Below are 23,876 nucleotides of genomic sequence, written 5' to 3'. Positions count from 1 at the left end.
TTGTGAAGGTCGATTCCGAGGTAGTACATGATGACCTCTGGAGTGGGAGTGCATGGAGTAGAGACACACCTATTCGGGCTTGCCGCCCGTCTGTCTGTCGGACAGACGGGCGGCGTCCCATGATGCGGCTTCCTTGGCACGTAGACCAATCAAGAGCACGCGTTCGAAGACGCTTGTGAAGCATCGGCCTTTACCACCCCATTCTTACTCCATGCGCTGGGGACTTAGCAGGCTTTCATCCCATCAAGAGTGGTGATCAGAACTGGTTTCTCATCCACTGTGTCCGGGTACGTCCGGAAGTATCCCGTCTCGTGTGAGTGTCTCCGAGCCAGCATACCATATCAAAACGCCGGCAAACGTGAGTGAGAAGAGTACGGTAGGGGTTATCGGAAGTGACTCCAAGAGGTGTGGTGTCCCGCCTGTGACACGGATGAACGCCGGCATATTCCCTGCTGCGTGGGCCACCATCACGACGAACAGTCCTCCGTCAGTCTCGTTGTAGAGCCATCCGTAGAAAACCGACGTACCGATCAGTATCAGAGCGTAGTTGAACGGGGTGGTGAAACTTCCGAGTCCGAGTAGTATGAGCGGAGCGTGCCAGACTGCCCAAATCCCTCCGATGAACACGGTCACGAGGGCCGCATTGTAGCGCTGCTGGAGTCGCGCCTGCGCAAAGCCGCGCCACCCGAACTCCTCGAGCGCCCCCGCGAGGATCAGCGTCACGAAGAAGTTGAACAGCGCAGTGTACAGCATCCACCCACTGGCTTCGAGGGTCACCTCTGTGCCGAGGAGAAACGCAGTAATCCCGTTGAAATCCGTTCTGAGAAGCAGCACACCGATTCCAATGCCATACCAGACTCCTCCGACACGCCAGTTCCGGATCTGCCCGATCCACGATCGAACGTTCTCGTCCAGCAGCCAGACGGTCACCACACCACCGACGAGCGGGCCCCAAGCGAACGGCGCACCGACTATGAAAAACACATCGTTACCCGTGACCCCGTACAGGAGCCCCGCAAACCCCCACGAAAAGCTGAACGTGACACAGAGGAACATCACGATCGGACATCGACTTACTGCTAGTTTGAGGGGTTTCACACTGTGACCCTCCACTCCGCACGTGCGGAGTCACGCGTCGAACGCGACCACATCCATCCTACCAATACATTCGTCGACGTGAACGACACGTCGGTAGAACGTCGCCGATATCGGGAGTTCCAGCCCGTGAACCGACGCAATTGAGTGGGACGCTTCTCGAAGGCCGCTATGGAATCGAACACGGCCTTCGTCGTGCTGGCTACGTATCTGATCGGGTTGGGAGTCCTCTCATATCTCCTCAACGAGCTCGTTCGTCGGCGAAGAGTGGACGACGAATGAGAAGACATGAATCGTTCTTGAAGGCTCATTGGTCACTCGATCTTCAGGGAGACGAGTACCGCGAGCACACCGATAAGCTCGATGAACAACACGAGACCGAGGCCGGCGGCGTCCGAAACCCCGACGGTAGATCTGAACACCGTGAGCACGTTGAGTACGAGGAACGGAACGACGGTCAACAACACGATCCCGACTGCCAGCCACTGCATCGACCGGCGTCCGTACCGCCGGTACCCGCGGAGGGCTTGGACTCCGATGAACGCACCGAGAACGGCGGTAACGCCGTTCCCCCCGGCTGTTGCGACGGACAGACTCGCGTCCAACGCCGCCACGAGAGCGAACGGTACGAGCAAGACCAGCCCGCCGCCAACGGCTGCTCCACCGAGTACGTGCCACGTGCGCAGCTGAGAACGGCCATACACGGCATACAGCACCAGAGCCAACCCGACAAACTGAATTGCGGTAGCGACTGCGCTCGTCAGTAATGACGAACCGCCTACGGTCGGGATGAGTATTCGCGTGCCGGTGTAGCCGGCTGACGCGAGCGCGACTCCCGCAGCGAGATACAGCGTCGAGGGATTCTCGGACCGTGTGTATCCACGATACGCCACTATCGCGACCCATGCACCGGCAACGATAGTCGCGATCGCCAGTGTAAATCCGACCAACCCTTCGATAACTGAGCCACCTTCGACGGCGAAATCTGACAGTGTCATCGGAGATCCTCGTAGAGCGTGGTCAGTCGATCGACGCCGTCGCTATCAGTTCGATCGACGGAGACCGTGTACTCTCCGTCTCGGAGCTCGATCGTCACGCGTTCCAGTCGGGCCGAAAAGCGCCGATAATGGTGGCCGTCCGATTGTAGGGTCTGTCGTTCGTGAAGCATATCGAACTCCTGGAGGCGGTTAATTCGGCGGTAGATCGTCGGCGACGACGCATCACATCGCTCGGCAAGCTCGTCCGCTGACAGCGGCTCCCGACTCGTTTCGGCGAGGATCGCCCGAGCGTACTCGTCCTCGAGCAGCTCGCCGACGGTCTCGGCCGTCAGTTGGTCGGGAGGATCTTCCATCTACCAGTCACCCTTCGTTTCTCCGATGAAAAATACCCTTGTACGGAGTTTCTGACTCGGAAACCGTGGATTCCGAACTATTATGCTCAGCCTCGTCCAGTCGGGTATGACTGCGATCCGATTAGATAGCCTCACTAAACGCTACGGAGAGTACGTCGCCATCGACGAGATCGATCTCTCCGTGATGGAGGGTGAAGCGTTCGGATTCCTCGGGCCGAACGGCGCGGGAAAGTCGACGACGCTCGACATTCTCCTCGATTACGCCCGTCCGTCGTCGGGAACGGCAACGGTTCTCGGATATAACGCCCAGGACAACCCCCGTGAGATTCACGACCGGATCGGCGTGCTTCCCGAGGGGTATGATCTGTATGATCGGCTGACCGGGTATGAACATCTCCGTCTCCCGGCGTCCCTCAAAGGGGTCGACATCGATGCCGACCGAGTACTCGATCGACTGGGGCTTTCACAGGCGGATGCCGACCGTCCAGTCGGGACGTACTCGACGGGGATGCGTCAGCGGTTGGCACTGGGGATGGCAACTGTTGGGGATCCGGACCTCCTCGTGCTCGACGAGCCGACGAGCGGGCTGGATCCACACGGAATCTCGCTGCTGAAACGGCTCGTCATCGAAGAGGTCACACGGGGGACCACGGTGTTTTTCTCCAGTCACATACTCGAGCATGTCGCGGAAACCTGCGACCGAGTCGGGATCATCGACGACGGTCGGCTGAAAACCGTTGCTGCGGTCGAGGACCACACGTCGTCGCTCGGAGAGCTATTCGACCGGCATACGTCGGGTTCGCCGTCAGAACCCCCGGGTATGCGATCCGGTTCCGGAGGTGCCTAACACGTGAGCACGACTCGACAGGACGACACGGTGGAGTCCGTGGATGTAGTCGAAACGTCCACGCAATCATCGACGAGTGCGAGCACACGCATCTCTGTCGTCGCCCGGAAAGAACTCCGACACGTTTCCCGGTCACGGTCCGCGCAAACGCTTCTCGTCGTGCTCCTCGTCAGTGTGATCGGTGTGTTCCAAGCCGTCGCACGGGGTCTCGGCCCGACGTCGGCCACGGCTGCGGTCGATAACCTCGGACTTCCGTTTCAGCTTCTCGTCCCGCTTGCGGCGATTCTCGTCGGCTGTTTCACCGTGTCCGGTGAGCGTGCGTCCGGGAGCCTCAGAGTACTCCTCGGGATGCCGCTGTCTCGAACGGAGATCGTCGTCGGTAAACTCGTTGGAGGATTGGCTGCGCTCGCTGTCGGGGTCGCCGCGGCCATTGGATTTGCGATCCTGGTGAGTCTCGGGACGTTCGGTACCGTTCCGGTGCGACCGCTCGTCGGACTCGGCGTTACGACGGTCCTATTCGCGTTCGCGTTCGGCGGTCTGTCGATCGGCGTCTCCGCGGCGGCCGCCACGCCCAAGCGATCGATCGCCGTCGTCACCGGCGGCTACATGACGATGACGTTTCTCTGGGAGCCCGTCGTTGTCGGAATACATCGTGCGGCGTCACAAGTACTCCCCAGCAGTGCTGTCGCAACGTGGGTTCCATTCTTGGAACGGCTCAACCCGATCGAGGCGTACGCCGACGTCGCGACCATTCTGGGGGGCGCGTCGGTGTATCCGCTGCGTATTACCTTCGGATTGCTCGAACGCGACTCTGGCGCGTCACTCGCCGATCACGTGAGTGGAGTCGTTGCCGGATATCTCGTCGAGCCGTTCTTGATCGGCGTGCTGTGTGCGTGGACAATGGTGCCAGTTCTGTTCGGCATGGTTCGCCTCCGGGCTGTCGATATCTCTTGAACGTGCTCGGGAGAACACATTTAACCTCGGCCGTAATACTGTAGAACATGTGGTCCCTCCCCACACAAACCCTCCATCGTGCGTGTACTCGATACGGTCCCGGACGACTTCCCGGTGCTGAACGACCGGACGTCGGCGCAGGCTATGCGGCGGCGAGCGCCGCACTCGCCTCAACGGCCCTGTTCGCCGTCGGTGCGATCACCGGTGAGACTGTCGGCCTGTTGTCGTCGAACGACGGGGTCGTCTGGTTTGCGTTCGCCGGGCTCGCAGTTCCGGTCGTGATTCCGACCGCGTTCTTGGTCGGCGTCGCCGTGTGGCGACTCCTCCCGTCGGACGTTCCGTTTTTTGGGGCCGTCGCCGGGCTGCTCGGCACGCTCGGGACGTACGTCGCCAGCCTGATCGCCGTCACGGTCATCCTGACGGCGTCGGCCGTGCTTGAGCTCTCCGGTGCCGACCCCGTGAACGCGGCGGCGTTCTCGGTCGGCGTCGTCGGCCTCGGATTCATGATCACGTGGTGGGTGACGTTCCCGGTCGGTGCCGTGAGCGGGACCGTGTACACCGCGGTCGTCGAGGAGTCCGAGTGAGGCGATCACGATGAGTTCACCCTCACTTCGGACGCTTCTCGTCGCGACGCTCGCCGGAATCGTCCATCTCGGCGTTGTCGAGTTCCTGTTCCGGTGACTCGGTCACGTTCCCGACTCGCTGTGGCCGCTCGCCTCGGTCTCTAGTGCGGCCTTCGTCTTCGCGTTCGGGTTTCCGGCCGTGCTTTGCCCGGCTCACACGCGATTGCTCTCGCTGATCGTCGGGCTCTCTATCCTGATCGCGTGGGCGACGTATCGGGACGTCGCCTCACCGGCGCCGGAGTGATCGGAGTTCGAGGGGTACCTCGTCGTCGACGGCTCCGTCTACCTGACGAGCTGCGTCGGAACGTGGTGCGTCTGGCTCGCGACGTTCGTCGTCCTCGCCGTCGTCGAGTACGGAGTACGCAACCACTACGGGATCGGGCCGATTGCCGACGCCGATCACCTCGTCGACGCGTTCGAACTTCCCGTGCGAACGACCGATCTCGACCCGATCGACCGACGACCGATCGCCGTGGTGCTGGTCTGTGTCGCCGCGTTCGGCGGTGCGGTCGTCGTCCTCGCTATCGGACCGTGGATACCGCTCGGAGAACTGCTGTTCGGTGGACTCACCTACGGCGTCTTCGGGATCCCGATCGGCGGGTTGCTGCTACGGTTCGTCTGGATGTAGGCGTATCCCGACCGAACGACCGATCCGATCGAACCCTGACCTCGAATGGAGGGCCGAAACGACAGCGGGGGAGGGCTGTCAGCCGGCGTTTACCGTGTCGTCCGTGAGTTCAATATACCCATGGTTGAGTTTCTCGCTCAGAAAATTTGATGCGGATTCGTTCGATTCAGACCTTTCGGCTTCCTTTGAAAAATATCGCATCAAGCATCGAAACGTGCTGTGGCCGGTATTCATCTGGCTCGACCGATCCTATCGCTCAGTTCGGAAGGGTTCGAGATTTTATCCATGAGCCAAAAACACGTGTATGGTCCCCCGCCACTCGCTCCTCCTTGGAAGCGCCCTCGTGGTGGGTCTCCTCCTTGTCGGAAGTGCCTTCGCAGTCGGTACACCCGAACCCACAGTCACGCTTGACGACTCCGGAGGTGGCGGTACAACGACGTGTGCCGGAGGGATCAGTTGGATCTTCCGTTGAGTCTGGCCGTGAGCAAGTAGGTCACCGGCGTTTTCGGTGGGTACCAATTATCACAGCGCCCGTAACGAGCAGAATCACTGTATAAGCCATCGCTTCCTCCCACCCGAAGACAACGCTATCGAGTGTTCCCTGCGAACTTCCGACCGCCCAAAGAATCGGCCACAATACGAGGATGTTACGGCTGAACACGCTGAACAGCACCGCGTGAAAGAGCCCTAGAGCTAGTAGTACGACAACTCCGAGTAACCCGGCAGTCCCGACGTGAAAGAGCGCAAAACCACTTCCTGCCAGTACGATGCCCGGCAGAACTCCGAACGCTTGTTCGAATCGAATCTGTAGAAAGCCGTGCACGAAAAACGGCTCCCAGAACATCAATCCGACAGTAATGATGTGCGGGATGAGGACGGCCGTAGATTCCTCTGTTGCAAGCAGGCCCGGGAAAAATAACACGGCCACAACGATCGACACAAGGACTGCTGGTTTCCACCCGTCAGTAGTGATTCCGACTGCAGACAGCGGTTCTCCTCGAGTATAACAAACGTAGTATATCGGAAATGCGATCGTCAGAGCGAAGTTTCCGATAAGGAGAAACACCACCACGGATTCTGTTGACTCGCTTACAGATTGATAGTAATAGATCCCCCAGAGCACGAGTAATGAGAGGCTCGCAACGAGGGTATCGATATTCGGGTCGAAACGGATATCTCGGGCTGCCGCTAGGCTATCTTTACTGTCCTTTTTGAGTGTCTCTTTGGAGGGCAAGCGAGACATATGGCCGCGTGGTGAATCATGATACAAATAGTTGGTGTGCTAGTTACTGGCCGAGAAAGCGATGTTACAATTTATTGGTAATCTCAACAAATCAGGAGTGATGTTGTCCCCAATACCAGAATCGGTCTATGTACCCGTACACCGACTCGCCGGGAGTCGCGGCTTACCCCCTTCGAACGATTCGAGCAACGGAACGACACCGTTAGACCGGAGGCAATTCCTCGCTGGTGGCTGTGTTGTAGCGGCCAGCACTATACCGGGGTGGTTGTCAACCGACCAGGTTATCAGTTCGTCCCCCCAGGCGACCGCAGAGACCTACGTCAGAGCACTGGACGACGCGGACCGTGATGCTACAAACGAGTTGGTCGCGAACGGGGGTCCGCTTGAAACGTGGTCTGAAACCGAATTTGAGTGGGTCGCTGCGTTCGATATAGATTTTGTCGGGTTCGAGACGGTTGAAGACGACGACGCTTCTGTCATCGGAGATATCACGATGGCAATCGGTGGGAACACGGACACCGTACGCTATCGTTTCCGAAGGGTCGAAGACGAGTGGTTAATCTGGGCCGCTCTCGACGGACTCCGGTCCGGTACGGCGGGGTACACAAGTCCCCGCTCAGTTGCTCGATCTTACATTGAGAGGGTAGATAGCGGTGATCAGGACGCTGCAAACGCGATGATCGCAGACGCAGGTGAGTTAGGTCCGTGGTCCGCAGACGAGTTTGACTGGGTGGGTGCGTTTGATTTTGAGTTCATTGCGTTTGAGATGGTTGAGGAAGGAGAAGTCGACGTTGTCGGCGATGTTACGATAGCGATCGATGGGAACACGAACACGGTGCGCTACCGCTTCCGAACAATCGAAGACGAATGGTTGATCTGGGGAGCACCCGGGGGCAGTCTTCAGTCAAGCTGCTGATAACGATATCCTGGCTAATCGTTCAGACGAGAACAACATACGGTAGCGTCCACATCGTCGCGTGAATTACCGAGGGGATCAGAAGATTTTCAGTCCGTTCGTAGGCCGCACCGAACAGTACTCCGCTGACGAGAGTCTCGATTCCCCACGCGACGATTCCGCCGATTGATCGGCCGTCTATTACGCCGATGAGGACGTGCATGAGTGCGAAGATGATCGCTCCGACAGCGACAGCACCAACTGGTCGCATCGTTTCACGGAGGCGACCTTGGATCACACCACGGAAGAGTAGTTCTTCAGCTGGTGCAGCCACAAGCCAACTGATGATAACGAACACGGTGAATTGTGACAGTGACTCCGTTGGATCTGCTGTAGGGGCTCCATGGTCCATTGAAATCCCGATTATCTCCAACACTGGATCGAGAGCAAGCCCGATCCCGATCAACGTAACGGGTCCGAGTAGGATCCATCCGAGTCCTTCGAGACTGGGACGTTTGATACGAACAAACAGACCAACCGAACTGCGGTACCCGATGTAGCCCACCGCCAGTATGAGGAAGCCGTATTGAAGTCCACGTCGTGATATCCACTGACCGTGAGCCGTTTGTCCAAAATCACCAAGGACTTGGAACGTGATAATATTGCTGAGCAGGCCGACGACCAGTCCGAGGAGCATCAAGCCGAAGCCGACACCGACACCCCGGAGTGTCGATCGTCGTATCCGATCCATAGTTAGCTCTCACGAGAGTGGTCCGTAGATTCGGTCAATAAAAGAATAAACGAGAGTGCCCCGATTACGCCATATACCGGGGCCGGATCTCCAGTTTCTCCCAGGTAATACGCTGCTCCTGTGGCTAGAACGATACCCGACAGGTACAGCGCCATTTCCGTTCGTTCGGCCAGTACTAATTTACTGTTCAATATGTCTACCATGCGCGGGAGTCCAAGGTCAATAAGTAAAATGCTGTGGCAAGAGTTTCACAGTCAGAAGTCGATCTGTGGTGAAAATCACCGGTATCGCCCCCACCATCGGATCGCGTACACAATAGCGGAAATCCAGAACGCGGCGAGAAATACGTACATCGCATCACCGGGAGGATACACCGACTCGGTGAACGTGCGGGAGACCACGTACCCGGCAGCCGCAATGAGGACCGGGACGCCGAGGTACGCGATCACGTGCGGCTGCCAGTCCGCTCCCGGGGGCCGATCTCGCTCGCCGTGGAGATACATCGCGACCGCCGTCAGGGGCGTCAACAGGATTATCAGTCCGAGCAGCCCGAAGACCGACACGAAGAGCACGGCACCCTCGGTCGGGCCGAAAAACACGCCCCCGATGACGAGCGGCAGCACGACGACGTACGCGAGGATGACGAGCGGCCATTTGCCGGGGACATCGGCGTGGGACCCGTACCGGTTGACGAGCGCCGGCGACAGCGGATAGCGCCACGCCGTGCCGAAGGTCGCTTTCCCCATCGCGACGAACCCGACGACGAACGTCCAGACCCAGACGATCGTCTGGAGCGTGAGCAGCGCGGGAACGACCAAGTTCGCGATGGCGACGACGGACGAGGGGAGCACGGCGACGCCAAACACACCCTGTCCCGTGAGCTCACCGAACGCGAGCAGCGAGCCGAACGCGAGGACCGTGATTGCCAGAACCGTGAGGTGCCAGTCGAGGGCGTTGCGAGCGTTCCGTTTCGTGAACTCGTTGGTGGCGAGGAGGTACACGATCCCCGCGCCGACGACACTGGTCGGGATCGCGATGAAGTGGACGAATATGCCACCGACCGACCGCTCTTCAAGGAGGCTCGGTCCCTCGCTCGTAGTTGCCGAGTCACGGGCGTGTTCGGAGGGCATGGACGCTCGCTACCGGAATCTCCCGACGATGTCGACCGACCCGGGGTACGTCCACACCGACCCGAATATCGCCTTCACCGTCGCAACTATGGTGTACACGAGCGTGAGCAGGACGGCGACGAACAACAGGAGCACGAGCAGTACTCCAGTGATCATAAACACCGTATCGAGCGGCGCGGGGAGCAGCGAGAGCTCGGTCGCCTCGCCGCCGACGGTGAGCTCGTCGGCGCCCAAAAAGAACGTCACGAATGCGACGATCGTGAGCGCGAAGACAGTGACGTGCCAGTTCAGCGCGTGACGGGCATTCTCGCGCGTGTACTCGTTGTTGGCAGCGACGTAGACGACACCAGGACCGAGGAATCCAGTGAGTAGTCCGAGGAAATGGACCAGGATACCGCCGAGCGAGCGTTCATCGAGCAGTTCGGGGCCGGTTGCGGTGGATGTGGAGGTCATTGGTGGTTGGTGAGTGCAATTTTGAAAGTCTGGTTACGTCGACGGCAGGATGTTCAGCGGGCCGTATCTGCTGCGAACCCACCGAACGGAGCGCTCAGCGACAAGCAACAGCAGGCTCACGAACAGCAGGTCGAAGGCGGTGTCCCAGAGCACGATATCGCTGTGGGTACTGCTCAGGTCTGCACCAGTGATCGTGAGTACGCCGCCGAGCGCGAACAGCACGAGGCTCAACTGGAATCCAGCGAGCACGAGTGTGCGGATCCCAGCCGTGTCCGACAGCGTGAGGAATCCGCGAGTGGAGAGCCGATCCAGCGGGGTATTCGCGTTCAGCGCGCGTTTGCCCTCGGGAGAGACGGGCCAGTCCGACTCCGGATGGTTGATGTAGTACAGGGTGATCGAGTCGGGATACGTCTCCGTCGCGACGACGTCGATCTCCTGGAGCTCCCGAAGCCGGTTCCGAACGGTGGCCCGGCTGACGTCGGGCTTGATGCGCGCGTGGAGCTGACGGATCGAGAAGAACGGCCGATCGGACGCGAGCATCGTCTCGACGACGTGCTCCTGGGTGAGCGTGTTGTCGAGGTTCCGATCGATCCGGTCATCGATCCAGGACGGAATCGGGGACACGGTATCATCCCATAGATGGCGGGGGTGATTAAAACGAAGTGGGAATTTCATCCCCACGAACCGTCGTTTGGCGGCCGTGAAACGGGTTCTGTCTACCTTCACAAACTGAGAAAACACCGTACCGCGTAGACTTCGAACACATTCAGGATAAAAACCAATCGGCAAAGGTTCGTGGCCGCGATCCATACGGTGGCGGAGATGAACACCCTCTCAGGTGGAGTTCACAGAGTAGTCGAGCTTTCGTCCAGTCTCGCCGCAAGGGGCTTGTCGCCGTGTTCACACCTGTGGGCTCGAACGTCGTAGTACGTTTTCGCGACGACGAGTACCACGAGCAGCCCACCCGGCGATCCGACCAACGTGATAGCGATCGCGCTACAGACGAAGGTAATGAGAAGGATGAACACGCGAGGAAACGATTCGATTCGCCGGTATGAGAGGCCAGTATGGTACAAAAACGCCGCGAGGACACGCCGCTCCATCGGCGTGTCCTCACGGGAAAATACTTCCTGCTGGCGAGCCTTCTCAACCGTGCGGTTGAGCATTGCTTAGCATCCAACGTACCCTTGATCGGCCGCTTCCCTCACGCTAAGATTGACACCCTTTTCAGTTATAAACGACCGTCGCAGTCGGTTCCGTTCGATCCGACGATACCCCGGAACCGCTTTCAATCGGGACCTCGACCCTTCGGGTATGATCGACGAGACGGTCGCCGAGATCCGAGCGATGCGGACCCACAGCACGTCGGCTGTGGCCGTGAAGGCGACGCAGGCGCTCGCGGAGCTGCTCGACCGCGACTACCGAACCGTCGACGAGTTCGAACGCGACCTCGAACACAACGCGGGCGTGTTGCGCCGGTCGAACCCCTCCCACGCCGCCCTCCACAACGCGATGCGCGAGGTGGAACGGACCATCGTCGGCGAGCCGACCTCCGTCGAGGACGCCAAACAGCTGCTCGAGGAGACGATCGAACGGGTTGTCGACGACATCGAGACGTCGAAGGCGGCCGCCGCCGCCAACGCCGCAGAGCGGATCAACGACGGGGATACTCTGCTCGTTCACGACTACTCGACGACGGTACTGGAGTCCATCGAGGCGGCCGCGATGGCCGGCGCGCATCTGACGGTGTACGTGACGGAGGCGCGGCCCCGAACCCTCGGGCGGAAGACGGCCCGCGCGCTCGCCGCGATGGATCGGGTCGACGCTCGGATGGTCGTCGACAGCGCGATGGGGTACGCGCTTCGCGACTGTGACCGCGTCCTCCTCGGGATTACCTGTATCACCGGCGGGACGTACTACAACCGCGTCGGGACGTTCCCGCTCGTCGTGACCGCCCGCGAGTTGGGCGTCCCCGTCACCGCGGTCGGCTCCGGCGCGAAGACCATTGAGGAGTTCCGCTTCGAGAACGAGTTCCGCGACGCCGTCGAAGTGATGCGGGAACCGGTCGAGGGCGTGACGATCGAGAACCCGAGCTACGACGCCACCCCGGTCGGGATGATCGACACCGTGATCACGGACGACGGCGTCCGGTACTGAGCGTCGGATCGCACCCCGACCGAGATCCGTCGGACCCCGAACGACGGTCACTGGTCGAGTAGCACGTCGAGTCGCGCTCCGATCCGGTCGAGCGCCGCGTCCGAGAGGCCGTGCTCGGTGCCCGGTTCGATCCGGAGATCGACCGCCGCGCCGCCCCGTTCGAGGACCGAGGCGGTCGCCTCGACCCGCCGGCGGGGAACGTACGGGTCCGCCTCGGTCGCGTCGAGCGAGACGGGCGTTCCGTCCAGCGAGCCCGTCTCCCGGTCACGCTGACGAGCGTCTCCGTCAGCCCGCCCGACCGTTCGATTCTCGGGATTCGGGCCGGAAAGCGCCGCGGAAACGACGAACGCACCGCCGAAACGTCGCGGACGACGACACAGGAACTCCGCGAGGACGCAGCCGCCTTGCGAGACGCCGACGAGGACGACTCGCTCGGGCGGGATCCCGATCTCCTCGGCGGCCGCGACCGCGCCGGCGACGCAGTCGACCGCGGAGGAGAGCGCGGGCTCGTTGGTTTCGATCGGCTCGTCGTGGGCAGCCGGAAACCAGCTCGACCGCCGGGCGGCGGGCGCGAGCAGCGTCACGCCCGGTCGATAAACCGCATCGGCGAGTCGGATCAGCCCCTCCGCGGTTCCGCCGCGACCGTGAAGGAGGACGACCGCGACCTCCGCGGCCGCGGTCGGCGCGCCCCCGACGACCAGCTCCGCGTCCGCATGGGGTCCCTCAACCGTCGAGAGCGTCCGAGTCATTCGCTTTCACTGTCGGTCTCGGCGGGATCGGATCCCACAGGCGGCTCGATCCCCGGGAGCTGGCGCTCGATGAGCTCCCGGTCTTCCGCGAATCGCCCCGGAAGGTAGAGTTCGGTCGCGTGACCGGCGACTTCTGGGTCGGCGAGTCCCGGCCCGGGCGGCCCATCCGGCGTGGGTGCCTCCGTGGCGAGTTCGACCAACAGCCCGCCCGGGCCGCGGACGTACAGCGAGTGGAAGAAGTGGCGGTCCTTCACCCGTGAGACGTCGTAGCCGCGGTCGCGCTCGCGGAACAGCGCGTGCCAGTCGAGCAGCGCCTCCCGGTCGGGAACGCGGACGGCGACGTGGTGAAGCGTTCCCGGACCCTCCCGAACGAACGGCGCGTCCCGGTTCAACAGGTCGATTCGGGTCGCTCGATTCCCGGGTGCTCGGTACCGGATGCGGTCACCCAGCTCGGCCTCGTACTCGAACCCGAGCGTTTCGAGGACGCTCGCCGCCCCGTACGGATCGGTCGGAAGCGCGGTCGCGCCGTACAGCCCCCGGATCGCGGCCGACTCGGGAACCGGGCCGTTGCGCCAGGGTTCCTCTGCTCTGAAACCATCGGTCGAGGTGGGTACGTCCGTCTCCACTAGCTCGACCGTCGTCCCGGCGGGATCTGCGACCCGCAGCGTCGGATCGCCGAAGCGGTCATCGGGGTCCACGCGCTCGACGGTCGCGTCCCCCTCCGGAGCCAGCTCCGGGAGCCGGTCCGAGAGTCGCTCTCGCCAGTAGTCGAGCGAGCCTGGCGGCACCGCAAGCGAGACGGACTCGTAGCCGGGCTTCCCGACGCGTCCCGGGTCGCCTCCGGGGTCGGGAAAGACGGTGAGGACGGAGCCGGGACGCCCCTCGCCCGTCCCGAAGTAGAGGTGGTGCTGGAGGATGTCCTCGTAGTTCACCGTGGTCCGAAGCAGTCGGAGCCCGAGCGCTCCCGAGTAGAACTCGACGGCATCCCCGGCGTCGCCGACGATCCCGGTTACGTGGTGGATCCCGGGCGTTCGAGTGGTCACGACCGATCTTCGACGAGGGGACACAAATCGATGTCGGCGACGGCACACCGGGCGACTCCGTAGTCAGAGTGAGCCGAGCAGCAGCAGGAGAACGAACAGGAGTCCGCCGACGAGCACTGCGGCAAGCTTCGGGTTTTCGAGCGGCTTCCGATAGAACGGAAGCTCGTCGTACTCCGCGGCGAACGCCTCGCGGTTCGCCTCGTCGTAGAAGTGTTTGGTCGCGAAGAAGAACGATCCCGTCACCGAACAGCCCGTACATACGGGGTCGCCGACGAGCCGTTCCTCCCGGACGTGGTCGTCACAGTTGAGGCTGCCACAGTTCGCACAGTAGGTGATCGGCTCGTCGCCGCCTCTTCGGTCCGACTCGTCGCCGCCTCCGCCGGCTCCGCAGTGGACACAGGTGCTGAAATCGTTGCGGAGAGCCAGCCGGTCGTCTCCGTTTGTGACGAATCCGTGCTCGTACTCGTACTCGCCGAGCGCGGTGGTCGTCGTCGCGTGCGGGAGATACACCGGGTCGACGTCCAGCACTCGGACATCGCTCGCTCGCGGCGTACAGGTCTTGGTGTAGGTGACGTTGTTGTCGCCGGTGTATCGGACGGTCCGTTCGTAGCGGTCGCGCTGGCGGTCGACGACCCAGTCGGTGTACTCGGACTCCGTGCGGCCGAACCGACGGATCTCGACGTCGTCGTATCCGGGATCGAGGCCGTTCGATCCGGCGTCCCCAGGATCGAGGCCGTTCGATCCGGCGTCCTCGTCCGTGGCGTGGGGGTCTGGAAGCGGAGCGCGGGCGCTCGAATCGTCTCCGAGGAGCCGGGCGACCTCGACGTCCAACAACGCCGGCCCCTCGCGGTCGGCCGACACCGCGAGATGCTCGCGCTCCAAGACGGAGTGGATCACGCCGACGGTCGTCTCGAAGGTCGCGTCGACCTCGGTCTCGACGAGCAGCGTGGGCGCGAACGAAAGCGTCGCCGTCGGCTCCGGGAGGTCGGCGGGAGCGAGGTTCTCGATGTCGGCTGCGGCCGCGTCTCGTTCGGCCGCCACGTCGTCAGTGCTCTCCGGCGGCGGGAGGGTCTCGTTACAGAGCACCTCGATCCGGCCGCTGTACAGATCCATACCGATCGAATCGCCGATCTCGCGGAGCTCCCGCCCGTCGAGCAGTTCGATGTCGACGTCGTCGGGCGCGTCGGTGACGCGCTCGGCGTACTCCGCCGCCGGTGACGTGAAGCGGCCCGTCGTCGCGACCATCCCCCGGACAGGCCCGTCGTAGTCGTGAGTCGTGACCGCGGAGTGGAGCTTCTGGACGACCGGCCGGCCGACCGTCGCGGTGTGTTTACACTCGACGACGACGCCGACCGGTTCTCCGGAGCCTCGATCGTCGACCATCGTCACGTCGCGTCCCTCGTCCGCAGTCCTGACTGCCTGCCGGACGTCTCGGTAGCCTTGATGGCGGAACACGTCGACCATCAGCTCCTCGAACTCGAACCCCGATAGATCGTCCAGCAGCGTCGTCACGCTCGGACCGTGACCCGGCGATCCGCAAAACGGTTCCGGTCATCGTTTGCTAAGACATCCCGAAGGTCATCGGAGGTCATCGGAGGTCGCCGGAGATCGTTTCATCCGGTCATTGAACAATCAAAACAGTTTTGAGCATGTACCGTGTTAACGCGTTATATGAGCCTGCATCGTGGCGGAGACGTGAGATTCCGGATCTCCGACTCGGGGCTCGGATCGGAGTGTCGGAGCCTCTCGTGTGAGGTGGCCGGGTTGGTGACCGATCCGGGCGTCGTCACGGCCCTCGTTCTCGTCGGGCTTCTCGCTTTCGTCGCGTTCGCGTACGTTCGGGACGCGAAGTCGTGCTGTCGGCGGGAGCGCCGGCGAGTTCTCGACGAGCGCGACGCCTTCGAGGAGTTCGCCGACAGGGTATCGGGGCTCGACTCGTCCCCGGTGAACGCCACGGGATCGACGTTCGACGGGTCGGTCATCGGCACACAGCACGCGGAGAGCGTCGGCGGACCGGGAGACGTTCGAGTGAGAAACGTCCTCGACACGTACCGGGACACCGTGATGTCGCTGCCACACTACACGGAGGAGTACGACGAGAGCGTCGTCGAGAGTCTCGCCGCGGAGCTGGGCCCGGACACGACGACGTCGTTGGCGTCGAACGGGACGCTCTCGCCCGCGCTCCAGTCGGCACTCATCGGCCGGAGCCGGCAGGCCGCCCGAGCACGCGCATCGCTCGCGGACGCCATCGATACCGAGTTAGACGAACTGACGGACGCGGAGACGACGCTGACGAATATCGACCGACAGCGGACCCGGCTGAACGAACACCTCGAAGGTGTCTCACACGGGGGACGCACCGACGCCTCGATCGACGTATGGGAACGGATGGGCGCTCTCGAAGACCGGTGTGACACCGCCGCCGCCGACCGTCAGGCGTCACTTCGGGACCCTCCCTTGGTCCTCGAAGACGGGAACGGTGCGGACGCCCCCCGGTTCACCGGGTACCTGTACGAACCGATGGAGGGGCCGCAGTATCCGGTGTTGGCGTCGATAGCGTCGCTCGCCGAGCGCATCCGGGCGGATCGGGACCGGCTCGCACGCCGGATCGCGGGGAGCGAGGAGTACGTCTCGCACTGACTGGCCGATCCGATCCGGACCGATACGCGGTGTGACGCCCGGATCAGTAGTGCCACGGGTACTCCTCGAACGCCGGGTCACGCTTCTCGAGGAAGGCGTCGCGGCCCTCCTGTGCCTCCTCGGTCATGTACGCGAGGCGGGTGGCCTCCCCGGCGAACACCTGCTGGCCGACCATCCCGTCATCGGCCATGTTGAACGCGTACTTCAGCATCCGCATGGCGGTCGGCGACTTGCGAGTCATCTCGTCGGCCCACTCCAATGCGACCGCCTCCAGTTCCTCGTGGGGGATCGCCTCGTTGACCATCCCCATGTCAGCCGCCTCCTCGGCGGAGTAGGTCTTCCCGCGGAAGAACACCTCTCGGGCCTTCTTCTGTCCGATCTGCTTCGCGAGGTACGCGGATCCGAACCCGCCGTCGAAGGACCCCACGTCCGGGTCGGTCTGGAGGAACTTCGCGTGCTCCTCGCTCGCGAGGGTCAGATCACAGACGACGTGTAGCGAGTGGCCACCGCCGACCGCCCAGCCGGGGACGACCGCGACGACCGGCTTCGGCATGAACCGGATCAGCCGCTGGACCTCGAGCACGTGGAGTCGACCGGCTCGTGCCTCCCGCACCAGTTCGTCCTCCTCGTCGCCGGCCTCGTCGTCGTCGCGGTACTCGTAGCCGGAGTCACCTCTGACCGACTGGTCGCCGCCGGCACAGAACGCCCAGCCGCCGTCGGAGTCGGAGGGGCCGTTTCCCGTCAACAACACGCAGCCGACGTCCGCCTGCTTGCGAGCGTGGTCGAGGGCGGCGTATAGCTCGTCGACGGTGCCGGGTCGGAACGCGTTGCGAACCTCGGGACGATCGAAGGCGATCCGGACGACGGGCTCGTCGACGCCGCGATGGTACGTGACGTCGTCGAACTCGTCGGTAACCGGCTCCCAGCGGTCGGGGTCGAAGATCTCCGAGACCATATCCGAGGGTCGAACGCGGACAACATAAACGACGGCGGATCCGATGTGACGCGCGGATCCGAGACGCCGGGATTCAGTCGTCCGTGGCGTCTCGAAGGTCGGCGAGGTGGCTTCGGATCACCGATACGGTCGCGTCCGCGTCGGCGTACCCTTGGTCGTACTCCTCGAGTGCCGCGTCCGTCCCGTCGATGAACTCGTCGACTGCGTCCGGGAGGTCGTCGCTCATACGCTACGGTTCCAGCCGGTGCCGGTTATATTCCTCGCTCGCCGATGACCGGTCGTCGGACCGCTTCCCGCGCGAGCGGACTTGTACGCAAGCCACACAAGCCTTTTAATAGAACGGCTCCTATCGAGCGATAATACCATGCCCGATTCATTGGCTGAGCAGCTCCGGAGCGACATGGAGTGTGAGGGGCTGTTGGAGTGTTTTCACGGCCTCAAGCCGCTTGACAGGGAGTGCTTTCAGGTGCTCGTCGAGAGCGACGAGCCGCTCACGATAGACGAGATCGGTGACGCAGTCGACCGGGAGCGGTCGACGGCGTACCGCGCCGTTCAACGACTCCTACAGACCGGCTTCATCACCAAAGAGCAGATAAACTACGAACAGGGCGGCTACTATCACGTGTACCAACCGACCGACCCGGAGCAGATCTCCGGCGAGATGCAGCGGCTGTTGAACGACTGGTACGCGAAGATGGGACAGCTGATCCAGGAGTTCGAGGACAAATACGAGGGCGCGGACGCTCCCGAGTCGGCCACGGCGTCGAGTTGAACTGCGCCGTCGGGACCCGTTTTATAAACAAACCACTTTATCGGTAGTCCGCTGTACCTACGCTCGTGTTCGATCCTCGGTCCGATCCGACTCTCGGAGCCGTTCTCGCCGGCAACGCCGCTGCGCTCGCGGGGGTCGTACTGTTCGGGTTCGACCTCCACACGCTCCTCGTCGTCTACTGGATCGAGACGGGCGTGATCGGTGCGAGCATCGCGGCGAAAATCCGGCGGTCTGAAGCGACCGACGACCCCAACGAACTCCCCGACTGGGAGTACAGCCCGATGGGTGGCGGGTCGCGATCGGTGCGGGAGCTCGCCGGAGCATCGAACCGGACGGTGTTGGGGCAGTTCCTCGGAACGTACGCCGTTTTTTGGACGCTCCTCGGGGCGATCGTGATCTCGATCCCCGACGACGTCGCCGGGATCGATCCGGGCTCCCCGCTTGTCGTCGTCGCGGCCACGGTCGGGCTTGCGGCGACACACGTGGTCTCCTACCGGGTTGAGTACCTCGGCCGCCGCGAGTACGAGCGGACGGGACCGGTGGCGCTGATGATCGCACCGTTCGATCACCTGCTCGTCCTGTTCGTCACGGTGTGGCTCGGCTCGATCCCGGTACGGCTGTTCGGCGAGCCGGTCGGCGCGCTCGTCGTCATGGTGCTCGCGAAGACGTACGCGGACGTGCGGGCACACGGCCACGGAGGAACGAACGGCAGTGGACCCGAAGAGAAGGCAGCGTAACGTCGGCGTGATCCCGGTGACCCCGGCGGGTGATCGACGGCGTTTCTACCTCGTGGAGACCCGCCACGTCGTCGCGCCGGTGTACGACCACTTCTCGATCTCGAGGTCGCCGACCGACTCCTGTAGTTGGACGATCAGCGCACCGATCTCCTTCGGCGAGAGGTCGACGTCGTCGGCGATGAACTTCGCCTTGAAATAGGTCTCGCCGTCGGCGGCCTCCGACCTGAGGTACGAGGCCAGTCGCTCCGCCTTCGACGGGGGGTCCGTCGACGGATCGGTCGTCGTGTCGGGCGAGTTCTCGGCGTCGCCGTGGGACGTGCTCGTACTCATCGCTGATCACCATCGGGACGGTTGTGTCCGTGTCCGATCACGACACAGACCATGTGTGCCGCGAGCAGCGCAAGCGTGCTCCAGGCACCGTCGAACACGCCGACCCCGTAAACTGCGGGGACGTACGCGACTGGGAGGAATATCGCTGCCCAGAACGCGACGGCTCTGGCACCGTCGACGGTGAGTCGCCGGAACCAGGTGGAGAGCGTACTGCCGAGTCGAGTCGGCTTGCGAACGGTTGGGGGGGACGTTTCGCTTGACATTTGGGTCACCTGCTTCGATTCCACCATGGGACGGGGACATCATATAAGGGGACGAGCGTTGTGTCGTATTCGCTCCGATTAACGGTTGTCGAAACAGTTTAACGACTTTTTACGGCAAGCGTCTAACCTTTTATACCGACCGCAGATCGACGTAGACCGTTTACGAACCTATTTGAAGGCGTTTCTTCGCGATCCACTCGACGCTCGGTTCGATGCTCGCTTCGATCGGATCCGCGGTCCCGCTCGGGGTGATCTGGGCAAAACGGTGCGAGGAACTGGCGGCCCGCGCTGACGGCGGGGTGTCGACGGACCGAGTGGACCTCCCGGTAACTCCCGGACTACCGGTTCCTCGTGGGCGTTCACCGTCGACCGGAACGGTCGAGAGAAACGGACGGAGCTGAAACGGCTGGGAGGCGAAACGGACCGTGGTTTCGCCCGCGGGCCGTCCGAACCGCGGTCGGCGATCCGAGCGACCGGGGGGTCCCTCCCGCTACTCCTCCTGATCGTAGGATTCGCCGACTGCGGAGGGCATCCGTGTCTTACCCCACACCGAGAGGACGACGATCACGATGACGTACGGGAAGAGGTTCACGAGCCGGCTCGGAACGTCGATCCCGGCGGTCTGGAACTGTACCTGTAACATGTCCAACCCGCCGAATAGCACGGCCGCCGCAGCCGCTCCGAGTGGATTGTAGTTGCCGAACAGGTACGCGACGATCGCGATCCAGCCTCGGCCGTTAACCATCGTGTCTCCCGTACCGACGAAGTTGCCCGCGTGTGCGAGTAACACCGCACCGCCGAAGCCGGCCATCGCACCGGAGAACAGCACGGTGGCGTACCTGACGCGAGTGACGTTCACCCCGGCCGTATCGAGTGCTTTGGGGTTCTCGCCGGCCGCCTGGACCCAGTAGCCGTACCGGGTCCGGTAGAGAAACACCCACGAGGCGATGACGAGAACGAGCGTCAACAACACCAGCGGTGACTGATCGAACACAACCGGGCCGATCCACGGGATCTCCGAGAGCCCGGGAACGGTCACGTTGTCGATGCTCGCCAGTCCCGGACTGTTACGGCTGCCCCAGACGAGCGAGGCGACGAACGGCGCGAAGCCGAGCCCGATAAACCACACCGCGAGTCCGGCGACGATCTGGTCGGCCTGATAGTCGATGAGCAGCACCGCGAATATCGCCGTCAAGACCAGCGAGACCAGTACTGCGGCCACCATCGCGATCCAGATGTCGCCCTGGCTGGGCGTCGTTCCGCCGAGCGCGAACAGCACTCCGGCCGTCGATATCGCGCCGATGATCATGAACCCTTCCAGACCGATGTTGAACACGCCGCTCTTTTCGGCGTAGAGCCCGCCGATCGCCGCCAGCGTGATCGGGGTCGCCATCTGAAGCGAGCGGTTGACGAACCCGACGGTCAACAGCCGTTCGAGATCCCAGCCGAACATCATCGATCCGACGGCTCCGAGCACGACGAGAACGACCGCCGCGCTCGCGCCGAGCCGAACCCACCGTTGTTGGAGGAGTCCGTCGTCACTCATCGGTCGTCACCTCCGAGCCCCATGCGAGCCCCGATCATTCTGAACAGTTCGGGGACTGCCACGAACAACACGACGAGTCCGATAATCCCGTTGATCAGTTGGACGGGGACGTCGCTGCGGATCTGGATGTGTGATCCGGCGGATTCGAGCCCGCCGAAGAGGATCCCTGCGGGAACGACCCCGATCGGATTGTTCGCCGCCAACAGGCTCACCGCGATCCCGTCGAACCCGTAGTTCCCGATCCCCGCGGGATCGGTGTAGGAACCCTGGATCATGATCGCGAAGACCGCACCAGTGAGTCCCGCGATCATCCCGGAGAGCGTCATCGTGGCGACGATCGTCTGTTTCGAGTCGACTCCGGAGAACCTGGCGGCCGTCGCCTGATAGCCGCTCGTAACCATGTCGTAGCCGTATCGGGTCCGTGTGAGCACGAATGCCACGCCGATGACCGAAAGCACCGCGATCCCGAACCCGACGACCGAGAAGTTCGGATCGGAGAACACCACCTGCGGGAACGCGACGTAGTCCGGTAGCTGCTCGGTCCGGACGCTCGTCGCCTCCTCGCCGCGGAACGGGCCGTTGACGAGCCAGCCGACCACACCGATCGCGATGAAGTTCAACATGATCGTGGTGATGATCTCGTTCGCCCCGGCGTACGCTTTCAGCGCACCGGGTAACGCCCCGTACAAGCCGCCGAAGACGATCGCGTTTACCACGCCGATCCCGATCAGGAGAACGCCGCCGACGGTGCCCGTCGGAAGATATGGTGCGGTCCAGATGATCGACATCACACACGCGATTCCGCCGACGACGAACTGGCCCTGTACCCCGATGTTGAAGACGCCGGCACGGAAGGCGACCGCGACCGCGAGTCCCGCGAGCACGAACAGGGTCGAGAACCGTAGCGTGCGTGCGATCGCGCGCTCGCTGCCGAACGCACCCACGACGAGCTGGGTCGCGAACCGGAACGGGTCGTAGCCCGCAAGCGCGACGATCACGAGCCCGATCAACAGCGCGAACGCGGTAGCTCCGACCGCGATGCCGATCCGTTCGAGCACGGTCGCATCCAGCAGATAGCCGGCGATCCGTTCGAGGCGACTCTTCGACTCGTCCGTATCGGACACACTGCTCATTCCGTCACCTCCTCGTCCTCGATTCCGAGGTCGGGTCCGGGATCGACCTCCTCGTCCACGCCGTGACCGGTCATGAGCAGCCCGAACTCCTCCTCGGTGACGCCGCCGGGATCGACGATGTCGACGAACTCCCCCTCATACATCACCGCGACGCGGTCGGCTAGTTTCCGCACCTCCTCCAGTTTGGAGGAGACGAGCAGGGTCGCAACCCCCCTGTCCCGTAGCTCGATGAGTCGGTTGTGGATGAACTCGATCGCGCCGATGTCCACGCCACGGGTCGGATGTGACGCCACCATCAGGTCGGGGTCGCGTTCGATCTCCCGGCCCACGATGAACTTCTGCTGGTTACCGCCGGACAACGAGGAGGCTTCCGACGTCGTCGTTGGCGGCTGTACGTCGTACTCCTCGACGATCGACTCCGCGTGGTCGGCGACGAACGGCCAGTCGACGAGCGCACCGTCGACGAAGGGTTCGATCGTCTGGTTTCCGAGCAGCGCGTTCCGCACGAGGTCGTACTCCTGTACGAGTCCCTCCTTCTGTCTGTCCTCGGGGACGTACGCGATTCCCGACTCGATCCGTTCGCGCCGGCTCATCTCCGTGGCGTCGCGGCCGCCGAACTCGATCGTCCCGTCGTCGATCGATCGTAGCCCGGTGATCGCTTCTATCAGCTCCGTCTGGCCGTTGCCCTGAACGCCGGCGATCCCGAATATCTCGCCTTCACGGACCGTGAGGTCGACATCGGCGACCTGCTCGACGCCCCGATCGCCGGAGACGCGGAGGTCGCTCGCGGTCAACACCGGGTCGCCGGGCTCGCCCTCCCGCTCCAGTCGGTCGAAGAGCACTTCCCGGCCGACCATCATACGGGCGAGACCGCGCTCGTCCGTCTCTGCGGAATCGACGCTACCGACGGCTTCGCCGTCGCGTAACACCGTGATCTGGTCCGCTGCCGAGAGCGCCTCGTCGAGCTTGTGAGTGATGAAAATAAGCGAGTGGCCGTCCGCCCGAAGGTCGTCCATCACCTCCATGAGCGCGTCCACTTCCTGTGGGGTTAATACGGCGGTCGGCTCGTCGAGAATCAACACGTCCGCGCCGCGATAGAGGCTCTTGACGATCTCGATACGCTGTTGGACCCCGACATCGAGGTCCCGAACCGGCGTGTCGAGGTGACGCGCGACGTCGAAGCCGTACCGGTCGCTGATCTGCGTGATCTCCTCGCGTGCGGCCTCCTCGTCGACGAGCCCGTTCTTCGTCGGCTCGTGACCCAACACGACGTTCTGGAGTACCGTCATCGGCTCGATCAGCTGGAAGTGCTGGTGGATCATCCCGACTCCCGCAGCCATCGCGTCACGCGGTGACGCAAAGGATTGCTCCTCGCCGTCCACGACGATCGTTCCGTCGGTCGGCTGATACAGTCCGTAGAGGACGCTCATGAGCGTCGTCTTCCCGGAGCCGTTCTCGCCGAGCAGCGCGTGGATCGTTCCCTCCTCCAGCGTGAACGTCACGTCGTCGTTCGCGACGACGTCGCCGAAGCGTTTGGTGATCCCGTCGAGCCGAACCGCGGTGCTGTTGTCCGTGCTCATC

29 protein-coding genes are annotated in these 23,876 nt (G+C 62.8%); 9 read left to right on the top strand and 20 right to left on the bottom strand.

Features of this window, described 5'->3' with window-relative positions:
• Positions 1 to 270: 270 nt before the first annotated feature.
• The 3 genes from J2751_RS04710 to J2751_RS04700 all read right to left on the bottom strand — a co-directional run bounded on the left by J2751_RS04710 (position 271) and on the right by J2751_RS04700 (position 2,446).
• The gene (locus tag J2751_RS04710) at positions 271 to 1,056 is read right to left on the bottom strand and encodes a CPBP family intramembrane glutamic endopeptidase (RefSeq protein WP_209483645.1); all 786 of its coding nucleotides are present in this window, start codon (positions 1,054 to 1,056) and stop codon (positions 271 to 273) included.
• A gap of 353 nt (positions 1,057 to 1,409) precedes the next feature.
• Entirely contained in the window at positions 1,410 to 2,093 is a 684-nt protein-coding gene (locus J2751_RS04705; protein ID WP_209483643.1) for a DUF7521 family protein, read from the bottom strand.
• Positions 2,090 to 2,446, bottom strand: a complete 357-nt coding sequence (locus J2751_RS04700) for an ArsR/SmtB family transcription factor (RefSeq protein ID WP_209483641.1) — start codon at positions 2,444 to 2,446, stop codon at positions 2,090 to 2,092. The genes J2751_RS04705 and J2751_RS04700 overlap by 4 nt, the downstream gene beginning before the upstream one ends.
• A gap of 106 nt (positions 2,447 to 2,552) precedes the next feature.
• Between J2751_RS04700 and J2751_RS04695 the strand changes: the two genes are divergently transcribed.
• The 3 genes from J2751_RS04695 to J2751_RS04685 are packed head-to-tail and all read left to right on the top strand — an operon-like array spanning position 2,553 to position 4,831.
• Positions 2,553 to 3,293 carry an ABC transporter ATP-binding protein gene (locus tag J2751_RS04695; RefSeq protein WP_209483639.1) on the top strand — a complete coding sequence of 247 codons (741 nt, stop codon included), beginning with the start codon at positions 2,553 to 2,555 and terminating at the stop codon, positions 3,291 to 3,293.
• A gap of 3 nt (positions 3,294 to 3,296) precedes the next feature.
• Positions 3,297 to 4,247: an ABC transporter permease gene (locus tag J2751_RS04690; protein WP_209483636.1), complete on the top strand. Its 951-nt coding sequence runs from the start codon at positions 3,297 to 3,299 to the stop codon at positions 4,245 to 4,247.
• A 47-nt stretch (positions 4,248 to 4,294) separates the two neighbouring features.
• Positions 4,295 to 4,831, top strand: coding sequence for a hypothetical protein (locus J2751_RS04685; protein WP_209483634.1), 537 nt, complete (start codon positions 4,295 to 4,297; stop codon positions 4,829 to 4,831).
• A gap of 22 nt (positions 4,832 to 4,853) precedes the next feature.
• On the opposite strand, the gene J2751_RS04680 is transcribed toward J2751_RS04685, so the two are convergent.
• Positions 4,854 to 5,027: a hypothetical protein gene (locus tag J2751_RS04680; protein ID WP_209483632.1), complete on the bottom strand. Its 174-nt coding sequence runs from the start codon at positions 5,025 to 5,027 to the stop codon at positions 4,854 to 4,856.
• Positions 5,028 to 5,297: 270 nt separating this feature from the next.
• Here J2751_RS04680 and J2751_RS04675 point away from each other — a divergent pair, with 270 nt between their 5' ends.
• Positions 5,298 to 5,498, top strand: coding sequence for a hypothetical protein (locus J2751_RS04675; RefSeq protein ID WP_209483631.1), 201 nt, complete (start codon positions 5,298 to 5,300; stop codon positions 5,496 to 5,498).
• 493 nt (positions 5,499 to 5,991) lie between these two features.
• Here the strand turns inward: J2751_RS04675 and J2751_RS04670 are convergent, their stop codons facing one another.
• Positions 5,992 to 6,741 (bottom strand): hypothetical protein, encoded by a 750-nt coding sequence (locus tag J2751_RS04670; protein ID WP_209483629.1) that lies wholly within the window; start codon positions 6,739 to 6,741, stop codon positions 5,992 to 5,994.
• A gap of 265 nt (positions 6,742 to 7,006) precedes the next feature.
• Here J2751_RS04670 and J2751_RS04665 point away from each other — a divergent pair, with 265 nt between their 5' ends.
• Positions 7,007 to 7,657 (top strand): hypothetical protein, encoded by a 651-nt coding sequence (locus tag J2751_RS04665; protein ID WP_209483627.1) that lies wholly within the window; start codon positions 7,007 to 7,009, stop codon positions 7,655 to 7,657.
• A gap of 22 nt (positions 7,658 to 7,679) precedes the next feature.
• Here the strand turns inward: J2751_RS04665 and J2751_RS04660 are convergent, their stop codons facing one another.
• The 5 genes from J2751_RS04660 to J2751_RS04640 all read right to left on the bottom strand — a co-directional run bounded on the left by J2751_RS04660 (position 7,680) and on the right by J2751_RS04640 (position 11,136).
• Positions 7,680 to 8,333: a CPBP family intramembrane glutamic endopeptidase gene (locus J2751_RS04660; RefSeq protein WP_209483625.1), complete on the bottom strand. Its 654-nt coding sequence runs from the start codon at positions 8,331 to 8,333 to the stop codon at positions 7,680 to 7,682.
• A gap of 332 nt (positions 8,334 to 8,665) precedes the next feature.
• Positions 8,666 to 9,517, bottom strand: a complete 852-nt coding sequence (locus J2751_RS04655) for a DUF4870 domain-containing protein (protein ID WP_209483623.1) — start codon at positions 9,515 to 9,517, stop codon at positions 8,666 to 8,668.
• A 9-nt stretch (positions 9,518 to 9,526) separates the two neighbouring features.
• Entirely contained in the window at positions 9,527 to 9,970 is a 444-nt protein-coding gene (locus J2751_RS04650; RefSeq protein WP_209483620.1) for a DUF4870 domain-containing protein, read from the bottom strand.
• Positions 9,971 to 10,003: 33 nt separating this feature from the next.
• Positions 10,004 to 10,594, bottom strand: a complete 591-nt coding sequence (locus J2751_RS04645; RefSeq protein WP_209483618.1) for a hypothetical protein — start codon at positions 10,592 to 10,594, stop codon at positions 10,004 to 10,006.
• Between the two features lie 221 nt (positions 10,595 to 10,815).
• Entirely contained in the window at positions 10,816 to 11,136 is a 321-nt protein-coding gene (locus tag J2751_RS04640; protein ID WP_209483616.1) for a DUF6498-containing protein, read from the bottom strand.
• Positions 11,137 to 11,284: 148 nt separating this feature from the next.
• Between J2751_RS04640 and J2751_RS04635 the strand changes: the two genes are divergently transcribed.
• Positions 11,285 to 12,127 carry a translation initiation factor eIF-2B gene (locus tag J2751_RS04635; protein ID WP_209483614.1) on the top strand — a complete coding sequence of 281 codons (843 nt, stop codon included), beginning with the start codon at positions 11,285 to 11,287 and terminating at the stop codon, positions 12,125 to 12,127.
• Positions 12,128 to 12,174: 47 nt separating this feature from the next.
• Here the strand turns inward: J2751_RS04635 and J2751_RS04630 are convergent, their stop codons facing one another.
• From J2751_RS04630 to J2751_RS04620, 3 genes are all read right to left on the bottom strand, one after another.
• Entirely contained in the window at positions 12,175 to 12,876 is a 702-nt protein-coding gene (locus tag J2751_RS04630) for an alpha/beta hydrolase (RefSeq protein WP_209483612.1), read from the bottom strand.
• Positions 12,873 to 13,919, bottom strand: a complete 1,047-nt coding sequence (locus tag J2751_RS04625) for a VOC family protein (RefSeq protein ID WP_209483610.1) — start codon at positions 13,917 to 13,919, stop codon at positions 12,873 to 12,875. Before J2751_RS04625 ends, J2751_RS04630 begins: the two co-directional genes overlap by 4 nt.
• A 63-nt stretch (positions 13,920 to 13,982) precedes the next feature.
• Positions 13,983 to 15,431 carry a restriction endonuclease gene (locus J2751_RS04620; RefSeq protein WP_321168583.1) on the bottom strand — a complete coding sequence of 483 codons (1,449 nt, stop codon included), beginning with the start codon at positions 15,429 to 15,431 and terminating at the stop codon, positions 13,983 to 13,985.
• 159 nt (positions 15,432 to 15,590) lie between these two features.
• Here J2751_RS04620 and J2751_RS04615 point away from each other — a divergent pair, with 159 nt between their 5' ends.
• Entirely contained in the window at positions 15,591 to 16,559 is a 969-nt protein-coding gene (locus tag J2751_RS04615) for a DUF7260 family protein (protein ID WP_209483607.1), read from the top strand.
• Positions 16,560 to 16,602: 43 nt separating this feature from the next.
• Here the strand turns inward: J2751_RS04615 and J2751_RS04610 are convergent, their stop codons facing one another.
• Positions 16,603 to 17,514, bottom strand: coding sequence for a 1,4-dihydroxy-2-naphthoyl-CoA synthase (locus J2751_RS04610; protein ID WP_209483605.1), 912 nt, complete (start codon positions 17,512 to 17,514; stop codon positions 16,603 to 16,605).
• Positions 17,515 to 17,587: 73 nt separating this feature from the next.
• Positions 17,588 to 17,740, bottom strand: coding sequence for a hypothetical protein (locus tag J2751_RS04605; RefSeq protein WP_209483603.1), 153 nt, complete (start codon positions 17,738 to 17,740; stop codon positions 17,588 to 17,590).
• Between the two features lie 138 nt (positions 17,741 to 17,878).
• On the opposite strand from J2751_RS04605, the gene J2751_RS04600 reads away from it, so the two are divergent.
• On the top strand, positions 17,879 to 18,286 hold the full coding sequence (locus tag J2751_RS04600; protein WP_209483601.1) for a helix-turn-helix domain-containing protein: 408 nt from the start codon (positions 17,879 to 17,881) through the stop codon (positions 18,284 to 18,286).
• Positions 18,287 to 18,351: 65 nt separating this feature from the next.
• Positions 18,352 to 19,023, top strand: a complete 672-nt coding sequence (locus J2751_RS04595; RefSeq protein WP_209483599.1) for a DUF6498-containing protein — start codon at positions 18,352 to 18,354, stop codon at positions 19,021 to 19,023.
• 45 nt (positions 19,024 to 19,068) lie between these two features.
• On the opposite strand, the gene J2751_RS04590 is transcribed toward J2751_RS04595, so the two are convergent.
• From J2751_RS04590 to J2751_RS04570, 5 genes are all read right to left on the bottom strand, one after another.
• The gene (locus tag J2751_RS04590) at positions 19,069 to 19,353 is read right to left on the bottom strand and encodes a DUF7123 family protein (RefSeq protein ID WP_209483597.1); all 285 of its coding nucleotides are present in this window, start codon (positions 19,351 to 19,353) and stop codon (positions 19,069 to 19,071) included.
• Complete coding sequence (locus J2751_RS04585; RefSeq protein WP_209483595.1) at positions 19,350 to 19,616, bottom strand: hypothetical protein; 267 nt, start codon at positions 19,614 to 19,616, stop codon at positions 19,350 to 19,352. The genes J2751_RS04590 and J2751_RS04585 overlap by 4 nt, the downstream gene beginning before the upstream one ends.
• A 490-nt stretch (positions 19,617 to 20,106) precedes the next feature.
• Positions 20,107 to 21,162 (bottom strand): ABC transporter permease, encoded by a 1,056-nt coding sequence (locus J2751_RS04580; RefSeq protein WP_394357371.1) that lies wholly within the window; start codon positions 21,160 to 21,162, stop codon positions 20,107 to 20,109.
• Entirely contained in the window at positions 21,159 to 22,295 is a 1,137-nt protein-coding gene (locus J2751_RS04575; RefSeq protein WP_209483593.1) for an ABC transporter permease, read from the bottom strand. The genes J2751_RS04580 and J2751_RS04575 overlap by 4 nt, the downstream gene beginning before the upstream one ends.
• Positions 22,292 to 23,875, bottom strand: coding sequence for an ABC transporter ATP-binding protein (locus J2751_RS04570; protein WP_209483591.1), 1,584 nt, complete (start codon positions 23,873 to 23,875; stop codon positions 22,292 to 22,294). The genes J2751_RS04575 and J2751_RS04570 overlap by 4 nt, the downstream gene beginning before the upstream one ends.
• Position 23,876: the final 1 nt, after the last annotated feature.

The organism is Halorubrum alkaliphilum, from assembly GCF_017873815.1.
GTDB lineage: Archaea > Halobacteriota > Halobacteria > Halobacteriales > Haloferacaceae > Halorubrum > Halorubrum alkaliphilum.
Note: the sequence above shows the minus strand (reverse complement) of the source record. Positions and strands in the feature narration are given on the sequence as shown.

Coding starts and splice junctions, on each gene's coding strand:
- J2751_RS04600 (WP_209483601.1), top strand. CDS start 17,879: ATGCCCGATTCATTGGCTGAGCAGCTCCGGAGCGACATGGAGTGTGAG.
- J2751_RS04575 (WP_209483593.1), bottom strand. CDS start 22,295: ATGAGCAGTGTGTCCGATACGGACGAGTCGAAGAGTCGCCTCGAACGG.
- J2751_RS04615 (WP_209483607.1), top strand. CDS start 15,591: ATGAGCCTGCATCGTGGCGGAGACGTGAGATTCCGGATCTCCGACTCG.
- J2751_RS04695 (WP_209483639.1), top strand. CDS start 2,553: ATGACTGCGATCCGATTAGATAGCCTCACTAAACGCTACGGAGAGTAC.
- J2751_RS04590 (WP_209483597.1), bottom strand. CDS start 19,353: ATGAGTACGAGCACGTCCCACGGCGACGCCGAGAACTCGCCCGACACG.
- J2751_RS04570 (WP_209483591.1), bottom strand. CDS start 23,875: ATGAGCACGGACAACAGCACCGCGGTTCGGCTCGACGGGATCACCAAA.
- J2751_RS04705 (WP_209483643.1), bottom strand. CDS start 2,093: ATGACACTGTCAGATTTCGCCGTCGAAGGTGGCTCAGTTATCGAAGGG.
- J2751_RS04640 (WP_209483616.1), bottom strand. CDS start 11,136: ATGCTCAACCGCACGGTTGAGAAGGCTCGCCAGCAGGAAGTATTTTCC.
- J2751_RS04580 (WP_394357371.1), bottom strand. CDS start 21,162: ATGAGTGACGACGGACTCCTCCAACAACGGTGGGTTCGGCTCGGCGCG.
- J2751_RS04685 (WP_209483634.1), top strand. CDS start 4,295: ATGTGGTCCCTCCCCACACAAACCCTCCATCGTGCGTGTACTCGATAC.
- J2751_RS04700 (WP_209483641.1), bottom strand. CDS start 2,446: ATGGAAGATCCTCCCGACCAACTGACGGCCGAGACCGTCGGCGAGCTG.
- J2751_RS04710 (WP_209483645.1), bottom strand. CDS start 1,056: ATGTTCCTCTGTGTCACGTTCAGCTTTTCGTGGGGGTTTGCGGGGCTC.
- J2751_RS04605 (WP_209483603.1), bottom strand. CDS start 17,740: ATGAGCGACGACCTCCCGGACGCAGTCGACGAGTTCATCGACGGGACG.
- J2751_RS04655 (WP_209483623.1), bottom strand. CDS start 9,517: ATGCCCTCCGAACACGCCCGTGACTCGGCAACTACGAGCGAGGGACCG.
- J2751_RS04670 (WP_209483629.1), bottom strand. CDS start 6,741: ATGTCTCGCTTGCCCTCCAAAGAGACACTCAAAAAGGACAGTAAAGAT.
- J2751_RS04635 (WP_209483614.1), top strand. CDS start 11,285: ATGATCGACGAGACGGTCGCCGAGATCCGAGCGATGCGGACCCACAGC.
- J2751_RS04630 (WP_209483612.1), bottom strand. CDS start 12,876: ATGACTCGGACGCTCTCGACGGTTGAGGGACCCCATGCGGACGCGGAG.
- J2751_RS04585 (WP_209483595.1), bottom strand. CDS start 19,616: ATGTCAAGCGAAACGTCCCCCCCAACCGTTCGCAAGCCGACTCGACTC.
- J2751_RS04650 (WP_209483620.1), bottom strand. CDS start 9,970: ATGACCTCCACATCCACCGCAACCGGCCCCGAACTGCTCGATGAACGC.
- J2751_RS04660 (WP_209483625.1), bottom strand. CDS start 8,333: ATGCTCCTCGGACTGGTCGTCGGCCTGCTCAGCAATATTATCACGTTC.
- J2751_RS04610 (WP_209483605.1), bottom strand. CDS start 17,514: ATGGTCTCGGAGATCTTCGACCCCGACCGCTGGGAGCCGGTTACCGAC.